A 17,576-nucleotide genomic window follows, 5' to 3' on the forward strand; every position below is an offset into this window, starting at 1 on the left:
GGACGTCACTTCGTTGCGCGCACCGTCGCCCGGAGTGACGTGATGCGCGCCACATTCCGGCGCCGAATGGGGTGAAATCCGGCCGGTGACACGCAGTGATCACCCGATTGGCGTACCTGAGGGCGAACCGGATATACCCCGAAATACGCCAAACTGGCCACTCAGGGCCGCCCGTTCGGGCGGCGGCCGAGGAGGTACACCATGGCCATTTCCATTTCCGTCATCCTGCTGCTGGTGATCCTGACCGTGATCTTCCTGCGCAGCGGAAAACTCAAGTTCTCGCACGCCCTGGTGTGCGCCCTGCTCGGCTTCTATCTGGCCGGCAGCAGCCTGGCCCCCGACATCCACAACGGTCTCGCCGGCGCCGCCGACATGGTCAGCAGCGTCCGCCCGTGACCGACGCCGGACGGCCGCTCAGCCGAAGCTGAAAACCCCCACCGCATTCGGCACCGGCCGCTCCGCCCCGCCGGACGGATGGTTGCGTACGGTCACCTCCTGGCTGAAGGGGTCGCGGGTGACCAGCGTCGAGGACCCGCCGCCGTCCAGATCCACCGCATCCTGGGAGCCCAGCCGGCTCATCAGCTCGCCCAGCTCGCGCACCGTCATCCCGGGCTCCCCGTGCGTCCCGTCCAGCGCCATCAGATACAGCATCCGGCCGCCGTCCCCGATCCCCACCGCCGTGCGCACCGTCGCCGCACCGTCGTCCAGCCCGTCCACCGGCCGGGCGTCGCGTACGACCGGGAAGCCGCCGACCGCGAAGCGCAGCGGCACCGGCCCCTCGCCGACGAGCCGCTCGCTGACCTCCACCGGATCGCCCAGGTGCAGCCTGCGCAGCTGCCGGGCCCCCTCCTCCCGCCCCACCAGCACCACGTCGCCCGCCTCGATCCCGCCCGCGCCCGGCCGGTCGGCGAGCGCCGCCACCCGGCCGCGACGGACGGTCACCTCCGCGGTCTCCGTACTGCACGGCGCCGCCCGGTCGGTGTCCGTACCGCAGGTGGCGCGCACCCGCGACGCCGGGCCCCATAGCTCGGTGTACTCCCCGATGCCGTCCACCGGCAGCGCGTACTGGTTGAGCCCGCGCAGCGGCAGCGGCCCCTCCGTCGTCCGCACCGTGCCGCGCAGCGACAGCCGGTCCAGCCGTGCCCGGTGGTCGTAGCCGATGCCCAGGACGTCCTCGGTGGTCGCTCCCGGCGGCATGACCGGTCCGAACCGCTGGCCGTCGGGCACCGCGGCCTTCAGTCGCCGACCGGCGGAGATCGCCGGTCCGTCCGAGGAGCCCGTCGGCTCCACCCCCGGGTGCTGGCCCTCGCTGATGTTGAAGAAATCGCCGTTGACCGCGCCCACCGCGCCACGCTCGGCGGCCAGCTCGGACACCGGCGAGCGGGCGGCGACCGCTCCCGGATACAGCAGATCCACCGTCACCCGGGGATCGTCCAGATCGACCGTCAGCAGATGGCCGTGCGCGATGCCGCGCGGCACCGCCGTGAGGAATTCCTCGTACTCCACCCCGGGCGCCACCGGCGCATCGGCCACCTGGCGCAGGGTGTCGCCGGCCGCCGTGGCCCGCGCCCCGCCGGCGAGCCCGCCGCCGGTCAGTACCGCCGAGGCCACCAGCACCGTCAGTATTGCGCGCGTCCGACCGAATGGCTGCTTCACGAGCCCCCCTGACGTCAGGTCAACTGTCCCAGGTGCCGAAGACGCCCACTATGACCCGCAGATGTCGATTATCTGCATATTTGTTGTACGCCAGTCGTGTCGGGCGCGGTGGCGGTGTGGTCCGGCCTGGCGGCCGGTGCGCGCGCCGCGGTGACGGTCAGCGGTTCGCGGCCGCGACCAGCTCCATGTAGCGCGCCCAGTCCCAGTACTGCCCCGGATCGGTGTGGTCGGTCCCGGGGACCTCGACGTGCCCGATGATGTGCGCGCGGTCCTTGGGGATCCCGTAGCGGTCGCACACGGCGGCGGTCAGCCGGGCCGACTGGGCGTAGAGCACATCGCTGAACCACTTCGGGTCATCGTTCCAGCCCTCGTGCTCGATGCCGACGGCGCGGGTGTTGTAGCCCCAGTTCCCGGCGTGCCAGGCGACGTCCTTCTCGTGTACGCACTGGGCGATATAGCCGTCGGCGGAGCGGACGACATAGTGCGCGGCCGCCTTGTGGGCCGGGTCCTGGAACAGTCGGAGGGTGTCGCCGAAGGTCTCCTGGGTCACATGCACCACCACCATGTCGATGGCGTACTGGCCCGGGCGGTTGGCGGCGGTGAAGTTGGCGGGGCTGGCGGGGGTCCAGTGGAGCGGTGGATAGTCCTCGGTGCCGGCCTGGACGGCCTCGTCGGCGAGGTCGGCGAGATCGGAAAGGTCGGCGGGGCCGTCGGGGTGGTACGGGCCGCCGGGGTGCGGATGTGCGTGGGCGGGGGTGGCGGAGAGCGGGCCGAGGGCGGTGGCCGCGGCGATCGCGGCGGCGCCGGTGAGCAGACGTCTGCGGGCCGGGGGACGGCGGTCGGGTTCCATGCGAACTCCTGACAAGACCGAGGGTTGGTCGCGTTCATGTCACGCACGCCGATGCGTTTCATGATGCGCAGCAGCTCACGCCCTGCCAAGGGGTTGGCCCTTGTGCCAATGGCTTGACCAAAGACGGAACTGTGCAGGTCAGAACTTCCCGGAAATCGCCCCGTACTGATCGCACGTCACCCGGGTGCCGCACCCCCTGCCCCGGTGGGCGGGAATACGGCACCCGGGTGCGCTCGACCGCGGTCCGCCGACCGCCGCGAGGTCAGTGACCGATCTCGACGTTCTCCAAAATGCCCAGCGCATCCGGCACCAGCACCGCCGCCGAGTAGTAGGCGCTGACCAGGTACTTGATGACCGCCTGGTCATTGATGCCCATGAAACGCACCGACAGGCCCGGCTGGTACTCGTCGGGGATTCCCGTCTGGTGCAGCCCGACCACCCCCTGGTTCTCCTCGCCGAGCCGCATCGCGAGAATCGAGCTGGTCTGGTCCGGGTTCACCGGAATCTTGTTGCACGGCAGCAGCGGAATTCCCCGCCAGGCGCGGACCGCGGTGCCCTCGACCTCCGCCCCGGACGGGTAGATGCCCCGCGCGTTCCACTCCCGCCCGATCGCCGCGATGGTGCGCGGATGCGCCAGCAGGACCTGGGTCTTGCGGCGCCGTGCGATCAGCTCGTCCATGTCGTCGGGGGTGGGCGGGCCGCTGCGGGTGTGGATGCGCTGCTTGAGGTCGGCGTTGTGCAGCAGGCCGAACTCGCGGTTGTTGATCATCTCGTGTTCCTGGCGCTCGCGCAGCGCCTCCACCGTCAGCCGCAGCTGCTGGTCCAGCTGGTTCATCGGGTCGTTGTAGAGGTCCGCGACCCGAGAGTGGATCTTGAGTACGGTCTGCGCGACGCTCAGCTCGTATTCCCGCGGCGCCCGCTCGTAGTCGGCGAAGGTGCCTGGCAGCGACGGCTCGCCGACATGGCCCGCGGCCACCTCGATGGCCGCCTCACCGTGCTTGTTCTGCGCCGGTACGAGTGCGGCCCGGAAGTTCTCGACATGTTCGCGCAGCGACTCCGACCGGCCCAGCACCGCTTCGTAGTCCGCACGCGACAGCGTCAGCGCGGTCACCCGCGTCACCGCCCGTACCGTGTGCTCCCACTCCGCGTCCGCCGAGAGCAGCGCCGCCGCGCCCAGGTGGTCGCCGTCGGCCAGCTGCCCCAGGGCCGTCTCGCCGCCGTACTTGCCGGTGCCGAGCCGGTCGAGCTTGCCGTGGGCGATCAGGATGATCCGGTCGGCGGTCTGGTCCTGCTGGGCGAGGACGTCGCCGGGGGGGAACTCGTGCTGGGTGAAGCGGTCGGCCAGCGCCTCCAGCGTCGCGGTGTCGGTGTAGCCGCGCAGCGGCGCGAGCTCCCGCAACTCGGCGGGGATCACCCGGACTTCGGTGCCGGTCGTGACGAACTCCACCCGACCGTCGCCGAGCGTGTAGGTGAGGCGGCGGTTGACGCGGTACGTACCGCCGGAGACCTGGGTCCAGGGCAGGACGCGGAGCAGCCAGCGGGAGGAGATCCCCTGCATCTGCGGCACGGTCTTGGTCGTGGTCGCCAGCTTGCGCGCGGCCGCGGTGTCCAGGCTGGAACGGTTCTGCTCGGTCTCGGACGCCTGCGGGCCGGAGGTCGGGTCCACGGATGTGGTCATGGAGAAAGCTCACCTGTTCTGTCGGTGCTGAGTACTGCGGGGTGCTGCCGGGTGGTGCCGAGTGCTGCCGGTCGGACTGCCTACGAGGGAGGGCCGCGGAAATTCAGGGCGGCGGGGGATGCGGGGGATGTCGGCGCCTGCCTTCAGTGGCCGATTTCCACGTCCTCTAGAACGCCCAGGGCATCCGGGACGAGAATGGCCGCCGAATAGTAGGCGCTGACGAGGTAGTTGAGGAGCGCCCGGTCGTCGATTCCCATGAAACGTACCGACAGGCCCGGTTCGTATTCATCGGGAATTCCCGTCTGGTGCAGCCCGACGACGCCCTGCTTTTCCTCGCCGGTACGCATCAGCAGAATGGAACTCGTGCCCTCCTGCGTCACCGGAATCTTGTTGCAGGGGAAAATCGGCACCCCGCGCCATGACGGCAGCGAATGCCCGTTGACGTCCACCGCCGTCGGATACAGGCCGCGGGCGCTGCACTCCCGGCCGATCGCGGCGATCGCCTTGGGGTGGGCCAGCAGAAAGCCCGGGTCCTTCCAGACCGTGGCGAGCAGTTCATCGAGGTCGTCGGGGGTGGGCGGGCCGCTGCGGGTGGGGATGCGCTGGGTGAGGTCGGCGTTGTGCAGCAGGCCGAACTCGCGGTTGTTGACCATTTCGTGTTCCTGGCGCTCGCGCAGCGCCTGGATGGTGAGCTTGAGCTGTTCCTCGACCTGGTTCATCGGGTCGTTGTAGAGATCGCCGACCCGGGTGTGGGAGCGCAGCACGGTCTGCGCGACGCTGAGTTCGTACTCCCGCGGGGCCGGTTCGTAGTCGACGAACGTGCTGGGCAGGGGTGGTTCGCCGTGGTGGCCGGAGGCGATGGCGACCGCCTTCTCGCCACTGGAGTTCGTCGGGTGGACGGGCCGCTGCCCGGCCGTGGCCAGATGTTCGCGCAGCGCGGGCGCCTGCTCGGCGATCTCCCGTGCGGCCTGCCGGGACAGTTCCACGACCGTCACCCGCGTCACCGCGCGATAGCTGTACTCCCACCGCACGTCGTCGTCGGTCAGCGGGGCATCGCCGAGGTGGTCGCCGCCGGCCAGGGCCTCCAGCACGGTCGTATCGCCGTACTTGCCGGTGCCGATGCGGTCCACCCGGCCGTGGGCGATCAGCACCAGCCGGTCACCGGGCCCACCCGCTTCGGCGATCAGCTCACCGGGGGCGTATTCCCGCTGGGTGAACCGTGCCCCCAGGGCGGCCAGCGCCTCGGTATCGGTGAAGTCGCGCAGGACGGGCAGCTCGCGCAGCTCCTCCGGGATGATCGTGACCTCGGTGCCGGAGATGTCGAAGTCGATCCGCCCGTCGCCCACCGTGTGCGCCAGTCGGCGGTTGACCCGGTACGTACCGCCGGAGACCTGCACCCAGGGAAGCAGCCGCAGCAGCCAGCGGGAAGTGATTCCCTGCATTTGCGGCTCGGTTTTGGTGGTGGTCGCCAAATTCTGCGCCGCGGTGGTACTCAGGCTGGAATGCGCGGCGTCTTCCTGGCTTCCGGTGTGGGTCTCGTCGGCAATCGTCACAACTCCGCCTATCTCTTTGGGGGGTGGTGCGGCATGGCCGGAACTGATCGCCCATTAACGGGAGTTCGTTCGTCGGCGGCCTGCCGAAGCGACGATAGTGGCGCTGTTTTAATCAGCACAATCGCTCGAAGGGGTGGCATGGAAATCTCTTTCCATGGAAAGGTTTAGCGGGTTCAGCTCTGGGGAGAGTGTGCCGGGGCACCCCTACCGATCGGATCGTCGAAAACGGTCGCCAGAGCGGAATGCGCCGCCCCGAGCAGCGGCCCTTCCGCCCCCAGCCGCGACACCGTCACCACGCATCCTCCGGGCCGTTCGCCCGCCGGGGCGACGGCCGTGCGCACCGCCAACTCCCGCTCCAGGGAGGGCAGGATCCAGGGCGCGAGTTCGGCCAGTGCACCCCCGAGGACCACCGCCCGCGGATCGAGCAGATTCACCGCCCCGGCGAGCGCGATGCCCAGCGCCGTGCCCGCCTCATGCAGCGCCCCCGTGGCGGCCGCGTCCCCGTCGGCCGCCCGCCGCGCGAGCAGCGCGATACGGGCCCCCGGCCCCGCGTGCGCGGCCGCGTCCGGGGCGATCCCGCCCGCGCGCAGAACGGCCCGTTCGCCCGCGTACTGCTCCAGACAGCCCCGGCCCCCGCAGCCGCACGGGCGTCCGTCCGGATACACCGGCACATGCCCCAGCTCCCCGGCGAACCCCCGTGCGCCCCGCAGGAGTTGGCCGTCGACGACCACCGCGGCCCCGATGCCGGTCGCCGCCGAGACATGGACGAAGTCCGCCGACGGTGCGGGCCCGTCCGGGCCGCCGCCCAGCCGGAGTTCGGCCAGCGCGCCGAGGTGCGCCTCGTTGTCGACAGTGAGCGGCACCGGTATCCCGGCCAGCCCGGAGGCGAGATCCGACTGGCGCCAGCCGAGGTTGGGGGCGTGCACCACGGTCGTCGAACCGCGGGCCACCAGGCCGGGAACCGCCACCGTCAGCCCGGCAGGCCGCAGCCCTTCGGCGGCCATCCGGGACGTCACCTCGGCCAGCAGGGCCGACAGCCGCCGCAGTACGGGCGCCGGTGCGCTGTGCCGGTTGGCCGCGGCCACCGCCGTCCGGGCGCGTACCCGACCGCGCAGATCCACCGCGCACACGGCCAGATGGCCGACGTCTATCTCGGCCCCCAGCCCCGCAGGACCCCGGTCGCTGACCGTGAGCCCGCTGCCCGGCCGGCCCCGCCCGCCGCCCGCCGCCCGTCCGGTCTCGACCAGCAGCCCGGCCCGCAGCAGCTCCTCGACCAGCGGCGCGACCCCGGCCCGGGTCAGCCCGATGCGCGCCGCGACCCCGGCGCGGGACACCGTCCCGGCGGCCGCCACCTCCCGCAGCACCCGGGACAGATTGCGGCGGCGCAGGGCCCGCTGGGTGTCGCCGCCCTTCGCCGCGCCGTCCGTCGCCCCCGGCGTCACCCCCGCAGCAACCCCTCGCCGGCGGTCAGCGTCGCCGCCAGCCGCTCCAGCGCCGCCTCGTCGCGCTCCCTGGCCTCGTACCGCGCGCCCCGCGCCGTACCCCATCGCCGGGCCACCGCCGCAGGGTCCTCGCCCAGGAGGAGCCCGGCCGCCTGCGCCGCCGCCCCCAGGGCCACCAGCTCCCCGGCCTCGGGCACCACCACCGGGCGGCCCGACAGCCGCCGTACGGTCTCCCGCCAGGCCAGGCCCCTGGCGCCGCCGCCGATCAGCAGCAGCGGGGCGTCGGGTGCGGTGTCCGAGTCCAGCACCTCGTCCAGGGCCCGCAGCAGGGCGAACACCGCGCCGTCGTAGGCCGCCTGGAGCACCTGGCCGGGCGTGGTGTCGTGGCGCAGCCCGTGCAGCAGCCCGGAGGCGCCGGGCAGGTTCGGGGTGCGTTCGCCGTCCAGGAAGGGCAGCAGGACGGCGCCGCCGCCCGGTTCGACGGCCTCGCGGTCCCGGCCCAGCAGCGCCGCGATCCGGTCCACGGCCAGGGTGCAGTTCAAGGTGCAGGCCAGCGGCAGCCAGTCGCCGCGGGCGTCGGCAAAGCCCGCGACGGTGCCGGTCGGATCGGCGGGCCGGTGCCGGGAGACCGCATAGACCGTCCCGGAGGTGCCCAGGCTCAGCACCGGCTGCCCCGGGCGCAGTCCCAGACCGAGCGCCGCGGCCATGTTGTCCCCGGTGCCGGCGGCCACCAGCGCGCCGTGCGGCAGCGGCAGATCGCCGGCGTGCACCGTCCCGGCCGCCTCGCCCGGGGCGGCGACCCGCGGCAGCGCCTCCGGCGGCAGGCCGATGAGGTCGAGGATCTCCGTGTCGTATGCCTGGGTGGCCGAGGCCCACCAGCCGGTCCCGGAGGCGTCGCCGCGGTCGGTGACGCCCTGGCCGGTCAGCCGCTGGACGAGGTAGTCGTGCGGCAGCCGCACCGCGGCCGTGGCGGCCGCCGACTCCGGCTCGTGCTCCCGCAGCCAGGCCCATTTGGTGACGGTGAAGGCCGGCGCCGGCACGCTGCCGACCCGCTCCGCCCAGGCCCGCGCCCCGCCCAACTCCGCGGTCAGACGCGCGCTTTGGGGCGCCGAGCGCACGTCGTTCCACAGGATCGCGGGCCGAACGGGCTCCCCGGCCGCATCCAGCGCCACCAGGCCGTGCTGCTGGCCGCCCACGGAGAGCGCGGACACCTGCCGCGCCGCCTCCCCGCACTGGTGCAGCGCCTCGCCCAGCGCCCGCCACCACTGCCCCGGGTCGCTCTCCTTGTACTCGCCGCCGCTGACGGTGTGCGGCGCATGTCCCCGCGCGACGACGGCGCCGGTGGCCGCGTCCACGACCAGCGTCTTGGTGGACTGGGTGGAGCTGTCCACCCCGACGACGAGCGGTCCGGCTGACTGTGCGCCCATCGTGCACTCTCCCTCGGCGGCTCGATTCCCGGGCCCCGTCCAGGGGGTTCCCCGGTGTGCTGCCGCATATTAGTTTGGCCGCCGCGGAATTTGTAAGGCCCGTTGACGAATGCGCCGAGGGAGTCGCGATGCGCTATCAGCCCGTACCCGAGGACAAATTCAGTTTCGGCCTGTGGACCGTCGGCTGGCAGGGCCGCGATCCCTTCGGGGACGCCACCCGGGGCGCGCTGGACCCGGTCGAGACGGTCCACCGGCTCGCCGAGCTGGGCGCCTACGGCGTCGCCTTCCACGACGACGATCTGATCCCCCACGGCTCCGACGGCCGCGAGCGCGCGGCGGCGGTGCAGCGCTTCACCGCCGCGCTGGACGCCACCGGGATGGCCGTCCCGATGGTCACCACCAACCTGTTCACCCACCCCGTCTTCAAGGACGGCGCCTTCACCGCCAACGACCGCGACATCCGCCGCTACGCCCTGCGCAAATCGCTCCGCACCCTCGACCTGGCGGCGGAGCTGGGGGCGCGGACCTATGTGGCCTGGGGCGGACGGGAGGGCGCGGAGTCGGGCGCGGCCAAGGACGTACGGGTGGCGCTGGGCCGGCTCAAGGAGGCGTTCGACCTGCTCGGCCAGTACGTCGTCGAGCAGGGCTACGACCTGCGGTTCGCCATCGAACCCAAGCCCAACGAGCCGCGCGGCGACATCCTGCTGCCCACCGTCGGCCACGCCCTGGCCTTCATCGAGCGCCTGGAGCGCCCCGGGCTCTACGGCGTCAATCCGGAGGTCGGCCATGAGCAGATGGCCGGCCTGAACGTCGCGCACGGCGTCGCCCAGGCGCTGTGGTCCGGCAAGCTCTTCCACATCGACCTCAACGGGCAGAGCGGGATCAAGTACGACCAGGACCTGCGCTTCGGCGCGGGCGATCTGCGCGCCGCGTTCTGGCTGGTGGATCTGCTGGAGAGCGCCGGTTACGACGGGCCGCGGCATTTCGACTTCAAACCGCCGCGCACCGAGAACAGGGACGGCGTGTGGGCCTCGGCGGCCGGCTGTATGCGCAACTATCTGATCCTCAAGGAGCGCGCGGCGGCCTTCCGCGCCGACCCCGCCGTACAGGCCGCCCTGGGCGCCGCGCGGGTGGACCGGCTGGCGAGGCCCACCGCCGAGGACGGACTGGCCGGGCTGCTGGCGGACCGTACCGCCTTCGAGACCTTCGACGCCGAGGCGGCCGCCGCCCGCGGTATGGCCTTCGAGCACCTGGACCAGCTGGCCCTCGACCATCTCCTCGGCGTCGCCTGACCGGCCGGGGCGCCGGCCCCGCCTTCGGGCCGGGCCGGTGCACGCCGGTGACCGCCGGGCCGTAGGGTTGCCTTGGCGTGTTCCCGTCCAAAGGTGTGCGCCCGGCGGACGGTTCAACCCCGGAATGTTCCAGGTTGGTCACCGCCTCACCCAGAACCCCGTAAAGAAGCGATCATTTCAGCCATGAGCTTTCCTCCGCCTCCGCCGAACCAGCCGCCGAACGACGCTCCGGGGGGCTTCGGCCCGCCCGCCGGTGGCTTCGGCCAGGGCGGATACGGCCAGGGTGGCTACGCCCAGCCGGCCGGCCAGCAGCCGCCCGGTGGCTATCCGCCGCCCCCCGGTGGCGGATACGGTCCCGGCGGTCCGGCGGGGCCCGGTGGCTGGCAGCAGCCGCCCGTGCCGCCGTCCGGCGGCGGAGGCAACGGCAAGATCATCGCGGCGATCATCGCGGGCGGCGCCCTGGTGGTGGCCACCGTCATCACCGTCGTCGTCATGAACAGCGGCGGCGACAGCCCGCACCGCGCCCAGCCCGCCGCCTCCAGCGCCACCCCCTCCGACAGCGCCTCCGCCACGCCCTCCGACGACCCCTCGCAGACCCCGGCCGACGACGCCACGGGCTCCGCGGACCCGACGCCCGGCGACGGCAGGCTGCCCTTCTACGAGCTCAAGGTCGGCGACTGCTACAACCTGCCGCCGTCCGGCGCCGGCAACAACACCTCGGCCTCCTGTAACGGCCCGCACGACGCCGAGGTCGTCACCACCCATGAGTTGGGCTCCGGCCTCACCAGCAGCGAGGACATCAAGCAGAAGGCGTCCTCGCTGTGCAAGAAGGAGCTGGCGAGCAAGGCCGCGCGGCAGCCCTCCGGCACCGCCGAGGGCACCTATGTGCAGTTCCCCAACCTCCAGGGCTACAAGCTCGGCATCAAGACCGTCAGTTGCAGCCTGATGGGCAACCGCACCAACACCAAGAAGCTCACCGGGCCGCTGTCCTGAGCCGGAGCCGACGGTACGGTCGCGGCGGCACCCCCGGGCGCTACCCGGCCGTGCCGTCCGCCTCCGCCGCCACCTCGGCCTCCCCTGCCCCTTCCATCTCCACCGCCGCCGGATCCAGCACCCGCGCCAGAAACGTCCGGGTCCGCTCGTGCCGTGGTGCGCCCACCACCTGCTCCGGCGTGCCCTCCTCGACGATCGACCCGTCGTCCATGAACACCACCCGGTCGGCGACCTCCCGGGCGAAGCTCATCTCGTGGGTGACGACCAGCATCGTCATACCGTCCCGCGCCAGCGCGCGCATCACCGCCAGTACGTCGCCGACCAGTTCGGGGTCGAGGGCCGAGGTCGGCTCGTCGAACAGCATCAACTCCGGATCCATGGACAGCGCACGGGCAATGGCCACCCGCTGCTGCTGGCCGCCCGACAGCTGCGCCGGATAGGCCGCCTCCTTGCCGCTCAGCCCGACCCGCGCCAGGTGGGACCGGGCGATCCGCTCCGCCTCGGCCCGGCCGCGGCGCAGCACCCGCCGCTGAGCGATCGTCAGGTTCTCCAGCGCGGTCAGATGCGGAAAGAGATGAAAGGACTGGAACACCATCCCGATCCGGCGCCGGACCCGGTCGATGTCCACCTCCGGGTCGGTCACCTCCGTGCCCGCCACCGTGACCCGCCCGGCGCTCGGCTCCTCCAGCAGGTTCACACAGCGCAGCAGGGTCGACTTGCCGGACCCCGACGGCCCGATGACGCACACCACTTCACCGCGCGCCACCGAGAAGTCGATCCCGCGCAGCACCTCCAGCGCGCCGAAGGACTTGCGCAGTCCCCGCACATCGATCGCGGCCCCGGCCACGGGCTCCGTTGTCATCGCGGTCACCTCGCCCGCGCCGTACGGGCCTCGAGCCGCCGGACCAGCTGGCCCAGGGGCAGAGTGATCACCAGATAGCACAGCCCGGCGATCAGCACCGGGGTCAGGCTCTTGTGTTCGTTGAGCGCGTCCCGGCCGAAATTGGCCAGTTCGAACTGATTGAGGGAGAGTCCCAGGAGATACACCAGCGAGGAATCCTTGGTCAGCAGAATCAGTTCATTGGTCAGCGGCGGCAGAACGATCCGGAACGCCTGCGGAATGACGATCGAGACCGTGGCCCGGCCCTGTGACATCCCCAGCGAACGCGCCGCCTCCGTCTGCCCCTTCGGCACGGCCTGTATTCCGGCCCGGATGGTCTCCGCCATATAGGCCGCACCGACCAGCCCGAGCGACAGCATGACCGTGACGTTCATATCGAGTGCGACCTGGAATGCCAGCGGCACCCCGAAGCCCAGCGCGATGAACACCAGCAGCGCCGGGACGCCACGGAAGAACTCGATATAGGTGATGGCGATCCACCGGTAGGGCGGTACGGACGACAGCCGCATCAGCGCCAGCACCAGGCCGAGGGCGAGTCCGAAACCGAATCCGAGCAGGGTGTAGAGAACGGTGTTGACCAGTGCGGTGGTGATGATGTCGGGGAACAGCGCCTTGGCGACCTCGACGTCGAAGAACGCCGTACGCAGCTGGTGCCAGTCGGCCACCAGCGCCAGGGCCACCACGGCGACGACCAGGACGCCGTACTGGACGCCGCGGATGACCCGCGTGCGCCGCCGCTTGGACAGCGGCATCACGAACGGCCCGTCGTCTGCGGGGTGGTGCCGAACCACTTCTTGTAGATCCGGTCGTACCGGCCGTCGGATTTCGCCTTCTTGAGGACCGCGTCGATCCTTTTGCGGAGCACGTCGTTTCCGGTGCGTACGCCGATGCCGTAGTGCTCGCCGGTGTTGAACTCCGCGGTGACGGCGGTGTCCGGGTTCTTCTTCACATAGTCGAAGAGCACGCCGTTGTCATTGATCCCCGCATCGACCTGACCGGACTTCACGGCCGTCAGCAGCAGCCCCAGATCCTCGAACTCCACCAGTTCGACGCCCTTGCCGTGCGCCTTGGCGTAGATCCCGCCGGTGGTGGCCTTCTGGTAACCGAGCTTCTTGCCCTTGAGGTCCTCGACCTTCTTGACCGGCCTGCCCTTCTTCGTCAACAGCGCCTGGGTGGCGTTGAAATACGGGTCGGAGAAATCCATCACCTTTTTCCGGGCCGGGGTGATGGTCATGCCCGCGGCGGCCAGATCGCATTTGCGGATGGTGAAGTCCTGGCCGGTCTCGATGCCTTCGAAGGGGGTGTTGACGATCTCCTGCCGGACGCCCATGTCCTTGGCCACCAGATCCACCAGGTCCACATCGAACCCGACGATCGCGCCCCCCTTCTTCACCTGGAACGGCGCATACGGCAGATGGGTGCAGGTCGTCAGTTTCCCGGCGGAGACCAGATCCGGGCCGGAACTCTTGTTTCCCCCGGCTGCGGTGCTGGTGCACCCGGCGAGTACGGCGACGGCCGCAAGTACGGAAAGGACGGGCAACGCGGAGCGAGCGGACACGGGTCCTCCAGGCGCGGTGAGCAAGATCCAACCAAGCCGTGCATGCTGCGAGTTGGCCTGCATCCTGCCATGGCCAGGGTCTTTGTCGCCGTTGCAGGTGGTTGCGGCTGGGTAACGCTGCCCGCACCCGCCGGGGTCTACCGGCCCAGGACCGCCGCCAGTTCGGCGATCGCGTCCGGGCCGACCCGGCAGCAGCCGCCGATGAGCCGGGCGCCGGCCGCGGCCCACGCCGCGACCCGGTCCGCGGTGAACGCCGGGCTGCCGCACCACGCCCGCGCCCCGGCGTCCCAGCGCTCCCCGCTGTTGGGGTAGACCACCACCGGCTTGCCGGTGATCTGCGCGGCGAGCCGCACCGCACGGTCCGCATCGCCGGGCGCGCAGCAGTTGACCCCGACCGCGATCACCTCGTCCGCCTCCGCCGCCGGGGCGAACGCCTCCGCCAGGGGCTGTCCGGCCCTCGTGCGGTCGCCCGCCACGCTGTACGACAGATAGGCCGGAACTCCCAGCCCGCGCACCGCCCGCAGCAGCGCACGGCCCTCCTCGGCGTCCGGCACCGTCTCCAGCGCCAGCACATCGGGCCCGGCCGCGGCCAGCACCTCCAGCCGCGGACGGTGGAAGCGCTCCAGTTCGTCCACCGACAGGCCGTAGCGGCCCCGGTATTCCGAGCCGTCCGCCAGCATCGCCCCGTACGGCCCGGCCGACGCCGCCACATACAGCGGCCCCCGCACCCCGACCGCCTCCGCCTGCCCCGCCGCCGCACGCGCCAGCTCCACGCTCCGCGCCATCAGCTCGGCGGCCCGCGCCGCCCCGGTGCCGCGCCGCGCGAACCCCTCGAACGTCGCCTGATAGCTGGCGGTGATCGCCACCTGGGCCCCGGCCTTGTAGTACGCCAGATGCGCATCCACCACCGCCTCCGGGTCCTCGGCGAGCAGCCGGGCCGACCACAGCGCATCGCTGAGGTCGTGCCCGGCGGCCTCCAACTGGTTGGACAGCCCGCCGTCGAGGACGACCGGCCCCGCGGCGAGGGCTTCGACGATCGACGGGGAGGTGCCGGCCATGGTGCGGTGCCTTTCGGTGCCGACGGGCTGCGCCGCCGCGGATTCGGATGGCGGGCCCGGCGTGGCGTCGCCCGACCCGTGGTCGGATCGTAACGCCGGGCGCGCCACGTCGGCCGGGCGACGGGAACGCAGCCGAACGACGCCGACCTCAGCCCAGCGACGAGAAGACGAACGCGAACCGGGCCGGCGCCGCCTCCAGCCGGTGCTGCGGCAGCACGCCCGGCCCGCAGGACCCGCTGCCGATGCCGTGCTGTGCATGGTCGAGATGCAGCCACAGCCGGTCGCCGGGGGCGAGATCGGTGGTGTGCCGGGCGGCGGCCAGCTCGGCCACGGACCAGCGGCGGGCGGTGAAGAAGAAGTGCGGATCGCCCTCGACGCGCAGGCCCTTGCCGTTGGACCGGGTCAGCCGGGCCCAGCGCACACCGGGCCGGGCGCCGTTCTCCTGCGGCCGGACGTACGGCGTCTGGAGCGCCTCCACCGGCATCGACCACAGGCCCACCCGCGCCGCCGCCCGGGTGTCGGGATAGCCCTCACCGGGCCCGCCGCCGAACCACTGCGCGTGCGCCAGACTCCCGCACAGCGCCATCGTCACCCCCAGCCGCGGCAGCGGTACGCGCCAGTCGCCCTCGGGGTCGACGGCCACCTCCAGGCGCAGCCGGGTGCCCTCGGCCGTCCAGCGGTAGACCGCGCGCAGCGCCAGATCCGTGGCGGCCGGGGCGATACGGGTGCGGACCACCAGGGCGCCGGGGCCGGGCTCGACGGCATCGACGCGATGCCGCATCCGGTGCAGTCCGAGCCGTCGCCACTTCTCCGCCGTATGCGGCCCCGGAAGCCAGGCCGGACCCTCGTCGTTGTCCGTCGGCGCCCGCCACACGTCCAGGAGGGGGCCGGTGAGCTGAACGCCGTCCAGATAGCGGAGCGTGCCCGTCGTGGCATCGAAGGTGCCCGGACCGAGGACGATCACATTGCCCTCGCCGCGGCGCGGGGTCGCACGGACGCGGTGCGGGGGATCGGGCAGGGGGAGCGCGGGCGCCGGCAGCTGGCCCCAGGCGACCTCGTGGCCGGCGTCCGCCCAGGGCGTGTCCGCGGCGAGCACCGCCGTCACCGTCCACCAGGCTTCCCCGGTGTCGCCCTCCTCCACCGGGGGCGACGGCAGCTCCACATCCGCCGACTCCCCGGGTGCCAGCGGCGGTACCGCCAGCCCTCCGGATCCGCGCCCCAGGCCGCCCACCTCGTACCGCCAGCGGAAGTGCAGATGCTCCAGATCGGCGAAGTCGTGGAGATTGGTGATCCGGACCCTGCCCGTCCCGTCGTCGACGCCGCTCCCGCCGTTCCCGCCGGGCAGCGGCTCGATCCGTACCGGCTCGATGACCTTCTTGAACTCCACCAGGCCGGGGGAGGGCACCCGGTCCGGGAAGACCAGGCCGTCGCAGACGAAGTTGCCGTCGTGCAGCTCCTCGCCGAAGTCGCCGCCGTAGGCGTGGAACACCTCGCCGTCGGGCGTCAGCCGCCGCAGTCCGTGGTCGATCCACTCCCAGACGAAGCCGCCCTGACAGCGGTCGTATCTCTCGAACAGCCGCTGGTACTCGCTCAGACCGCCCGGCCCGTTGCCCATCGCATGGGCGTACTCGCAGAGGATGAAGGGCAGTTGACGCCGCCGGGCGTCCAGCTCCGGGTCGGGCAGCGGCTCCTCGGCGCGCCGTCCGATGCGTTCCACCTCCGCGTGGCCGGCGTACATCCGGGAGTAGACATCGGTGTCCGCGCAGGTGCGGTCGCCCTCGTAGTGCAGCGGCCGGGACGGATCGCGTTCGCGCATCCAGGCGGCCATGGCGGACAGTCCGCGGCCGGTGCCGCACTCGTTGCCCAGCGACCACAGCACGATGCTGGGGTGGTTCTTGTCCCGCTCGACCATGCGCCGGGCCCGGTCCAGCAGCGCCGGTTCCCAGCGTGCGTCGTCGGCCGGATTGCCCCGCCAGCCCTGCTGCCCGAAACCGTGGGTCTCCAGATCGCATTCGTCGATGACCCACAGCCCCAGCTCGTCGCACAGGTCGAGGAAGGCGGGGTGCGGCGGATAGTGGCTGGTGCGCACGGCGTTGATGTTGTGACGCTTCATCAGCACCAGATCGCGGCGCATCGACTCGGGGCCGAGCGTGCGCCCGTAACGCGGGTGGAACTCATGGCGGTTGACGCCCCGCAGCAGGATCCGGCGGCCGTTGACCTTCAGCAGACCGTCCTCGATGCGGACCGTACGGAACCCGATCCGCAGCGGGATCCGCTCGCCCGGGGTGACCAGTTCGCCGTCGTAGAGACGGGGTTCCTCGGCGGTCCAGGGACGTACGGAGACCGTGGCGCTCTCCCCGGTGGCGAGGTCGAGTCCGAGCTCCGGGACGGTCACCCGCCCGGCCGGTGCGCAGTCCACCCGTAGTGTGCCCTCGCCCGTGACATGATCGAATCCGGCGTGGACGAAGTGGTCGGCGACGGCGCCCTCGGGGCGGCGGTGCACCATCACGTTCCGGAAGATGCCCGGCAGCCACCACTGGTCCTGGTCCTCCAGATAGCTGCCCGACGACCACTGGTGCACCCGCACCGCCAGCACATTGCCGCGCGGCCGCAGCAGATGCCCCACCTCGAACTCGTGCGGCAGTCTGCTGCCCTTGAAATGCCCCAGCTCCTGCCCGTTGAGCCAGACCCGGGCACAGGACTCCACCCCGCCGAAGTGCAGCACCGCGGGCCCCTCGCCCCAGCCGTCGGGCAGATCGAAGACCTGCCGGTGGTCGCCGGTCGGATTCTCGTCCGGCACCCGCGGCGGGTCGACGGGGAAGGGGTAGGCGGTGTTGGTGTACGCGGGCGCACCGTTGTGCTGCGCTCCGCCTTCGCCCTCCTCCGGGCCCTCGGCGGCAAAGGCTCCCTTGAGCACCCAGTGGCCCGGTACCCGCAGCTCCTGCCACTGGGCGTCGTCGAAGTCCGGCCGGGCGAAGGAGTCGTCCTCGGCATCGGCCCGCGCCGAGAGCCGGAAGCGCCAGACGCCGTGCAGCGAGATCCGGGGCGCGTCCGATGCCGCGAACCAGGAACGCGGGGGCAGCACACCGGTGCCGGGGGAGGGGTCCTCGTAATACGGGAGGAGACGGTCGTGCCGGTCGGTGCGGTGCGCGGTGGTCGTCTCGTCGG

14 protein-coding genes are annotated in these 17,576 nt (G+C 71.9%); 3 read left to right on the plus strand and 11 right to left on the minus strand.

What is annotated here, in order from left to right:
* Window positions 1-201: 201 nt before the first annotated feature.
* Entirely contained in the window at window positions 202-396 is a 195-nt protein-coding gene (locus B1H19_RS35030) for a hypothetical protein (RefSeq protein WP_030064060.1), read from the plus strand.
* Between the two features lie 18 nt (window positions 397-414).
* Here B1H19_RS35030 and B1H19_RS35035 read toward each other — a convergent pair whose 3' ends face one another.
* From B1H19_RS35035 to xylB, 6 genes are all read right to left on the minus strand, one after another.
* A complete protein-coding gene (locus tag B1H19_RS35035; RefSeq protein WP_083108900.1) occupies window positions 415-1,656 on the minus strand; it encodes a phosphodiester glycosidase family protein in 1,242 nt (413 codons plus the stop codon).
* Window positions 1,657-1,813: 157 nt separating this feature from the next.
* Complete coding sequence (locus tag B1H19_RS35040; protein WP_083108901.1) at window positions 1,814-2,506, minus strand: N-acetylmuramoyl-L-alanine amidase; 693 nt, start codon at window positions 2,504-2,506, stop codon at window positions 1,814-1,816.
* 262 nt (window positions 2,507-2,768) lie between these two features.
* Window positions 2,769-4,184, minus strand: coding sequence for a family 2B encapsulin nanocompartment shell protein (locus tag B1H19_RS35045; RefSeq protein WP_083108902.1), 1,416 nt, complete (start codon window positions 4,182-4,184; stop codon window positions 2,769-2,771).
* A gap of 143 nt (window positions 4,185-4,327) precedes the next feature.
* A complete protein-coding gene (locus B1H19_RS35050) occupies window positions 4,328-5,737 on the minus strand; it encodes a family 2B encapsulin nanocompartment shell protein (RefSeq protein ID WP_083108903.1) in 1,410 nt (469 codons plus the stop codon).
* A gap of 173 nt (window positions 5,738-5,910) precedes the next feature.
* Window positions 5,911-7,179 carry an ROK family protein gene (locus tag B1H19_RS35055; protein ID WP_237289680.1) on the minus strand — a complete coding sequence of 423 codons (1,269 nt, stop codon included), beginning with the start codon at window positions 7,177-7,179 and terminating at the stop codon, window positions 5,911-5,913.
* A complete protein-coding gene (gene xylB, locus B1H19_RS35060; RefSeq protein WP_083108905.1) occupies window positions 7,176-8,606 on the minus strand; it encodes a xylulokinase in 1,431 nt (476 codons plus the stop codon). Before xylB ends, B1H19_RS35055 begins: the two co-directional genes overlap by 4 nt.
* A gap of 128 nt (window positions 8,607-8,734) precedes the next feature.
* Here xylB and xylA point away from each other — a divergent pair, with 128 nt between their 5' ends.
* Entirely contained in the window at window positions 8,735-9,898 is a 1,164-nt protein-coding gene (gene xylA, locus B1H19_RS35065; protein ID WP_083108906.1) for a xylose isomerase, read from the plus strand.
* 183 nt (window positions 9,899-10,081) lie between these two features.
* Window positions 10,082-10,891, plus strand: a complete 810-nt coding sequence (locus tag B1H19_RS35070; protein WP_083108907.1) for a hypothetical protein — start codon at window positions 10,082-10,084, stop codon at window positions 10,889-10,891.
* 40 nt (window positions 10,892-10,931) lie between these two features.
* Here the strand turns inward: B1H19_RS35070 and B1H19_RS35075 are convergent, their stop codons facing one another.
* From B1H19_RS35075 to B1H19_RS35095, 5 genes are all read right to left on the minus strand, one after another.
* Window positions 10,932-11,753, minus strand: a complete 822-nt coding sequence (locus tag B1H19_RS35075) for an amino acid ABC transporter ATP-binding protein (RefSeq protein WP_083108908.1) — start codon at window positions 11,751-11,753, stop codon at window positions 10,932-10,934.
* 5 nt (window positions 11,754-11,758) lie between these two features.
* A complete protein-coding gene (locus tag B1H19_RS35080; protein ID WP_083108909.1) occupies window positions 11,759-12,544 on the minus strand; it encodes an amino acid ABC transporter permease in 786 nt (261 codons plus the stop codon).
* Window positions 12,544-13,350, minus strand: a complete 807-nt coding sequence (locus B1H19_RS35085) for an ABC transporter substrate-binding protein (RefSeq protein WP_237289682.1) — start codon at window positions 13,348-13,350, stop codon at window positions 12,544-12,546. The genes B1H19_RS35080 and B1H19_RS35085 overlap by 1 nt, the downstream gene beginning before the upstream one ends.
* A gap of 137 nt (window positions 13,351-13,487) precedes the next feature.
* Window positions 13,488-14,408, minus strand: coding sequence for a homocysteine S-methyltransferase (gene mmuM / locus B1H19_RS35090; RefSeq protein ID WP_107426255.1), 921 nt, complete (start codon window positions 14,406-14,408; stop codon window positions 13,488-13,490).
* Window positions 14,409-14,556: 148 nt separating this feature from the next.
* On the minus strand, window positions 14,557-17,493 hold the full coding sequence (locus B1H19_RS35095; RefSeq protein ID WP_237289947.1) for a glycoside hydrolase family 2 TIM barrel-domain containing protein: 2,937 nt from the start codon (window positions 17,491-17,493) through the stop codon (window positions 14,557-14,559).
* Window positions 17,494-17,576: the final 83 nt, after the last annotated feature.

It is taken from the genome of Streptomyces gilvosporeus (genome assembly GCF_002082195.1).
Lineage (GTDB): Bacteria > Actinomycetota > Actinomycetes > Streptomycetales > Streptomycetaceae > Streptomyces > Streptomyces gilvosporeus.

Excerpts from the sequence above, each read along its gene's own strand:
- B1H19_RS35030 (WP_030064060.1), top strand. The coding sequence starts at position 202 with ATGGCCATTTCCATTTCCGTCATCCTGCTGCTGGTGATCCTGACCGTG.
- B1H19_RS35045 (WP_083108902.1), bottom strand. The coding sequence starts at position 4,184 with ATGACCACATCCGTGGACCCGACCTCCGGCCCGCAGGCGTCCGAGACC.
- mmuM (WP_107426255.1), bottom strand. The coding sequence starts at position 14,408 with ATGGCCGGCACCTCCCCGTCGATCGTCGAAGCCCTCGCCGCGGGGCCG.
- B1H19_RS35080 (WP_083108909.1), bottom strand. The coding sequence starts at position 12,544 with ATGCCGCTGTCCAAGCGGCGGCGCACGCGGGTCATCCGCGGCGTCCAG.
- B1H19_RS35070 (WP_083108907.1), top strand. The coding sequence starts at position 10,082 with ATGAGCTTTCCTCCGCCTCCGCCGAACCAGCCGCCGAACGACGCTCCG.
- xylA (WP_083108906.1), top strand. The coding sequence starts at position 8,735 with ATGCGCTATCAGCCCGTACCCGAGGACAAATTCAGTTTCGGCCTGTGG.
- B1H19_RS35075 (WP_083108908.1), bottom strand. The coding sequence starts at position 11,753 with ATGACAACGGAGCCCGTGGCCGGGGCCGCGATCGATGTGCGGGGACTG.
- B1H19_RS35040 (WP_083108901.1), bottom strand. The coding sequence starts at position 2,506 with ATGGAACCCGACCGCCGTCCCCCGGCCCGCAGACGTCTGCTCACCGGC.
- xylB (WP_083108905.1), bottom strand. The coding sequence starts at position 8,606 with ATGGGCGCACAGTCAGCCGGACCGCTCGTCGTCGGGGTGGACAGCTCC.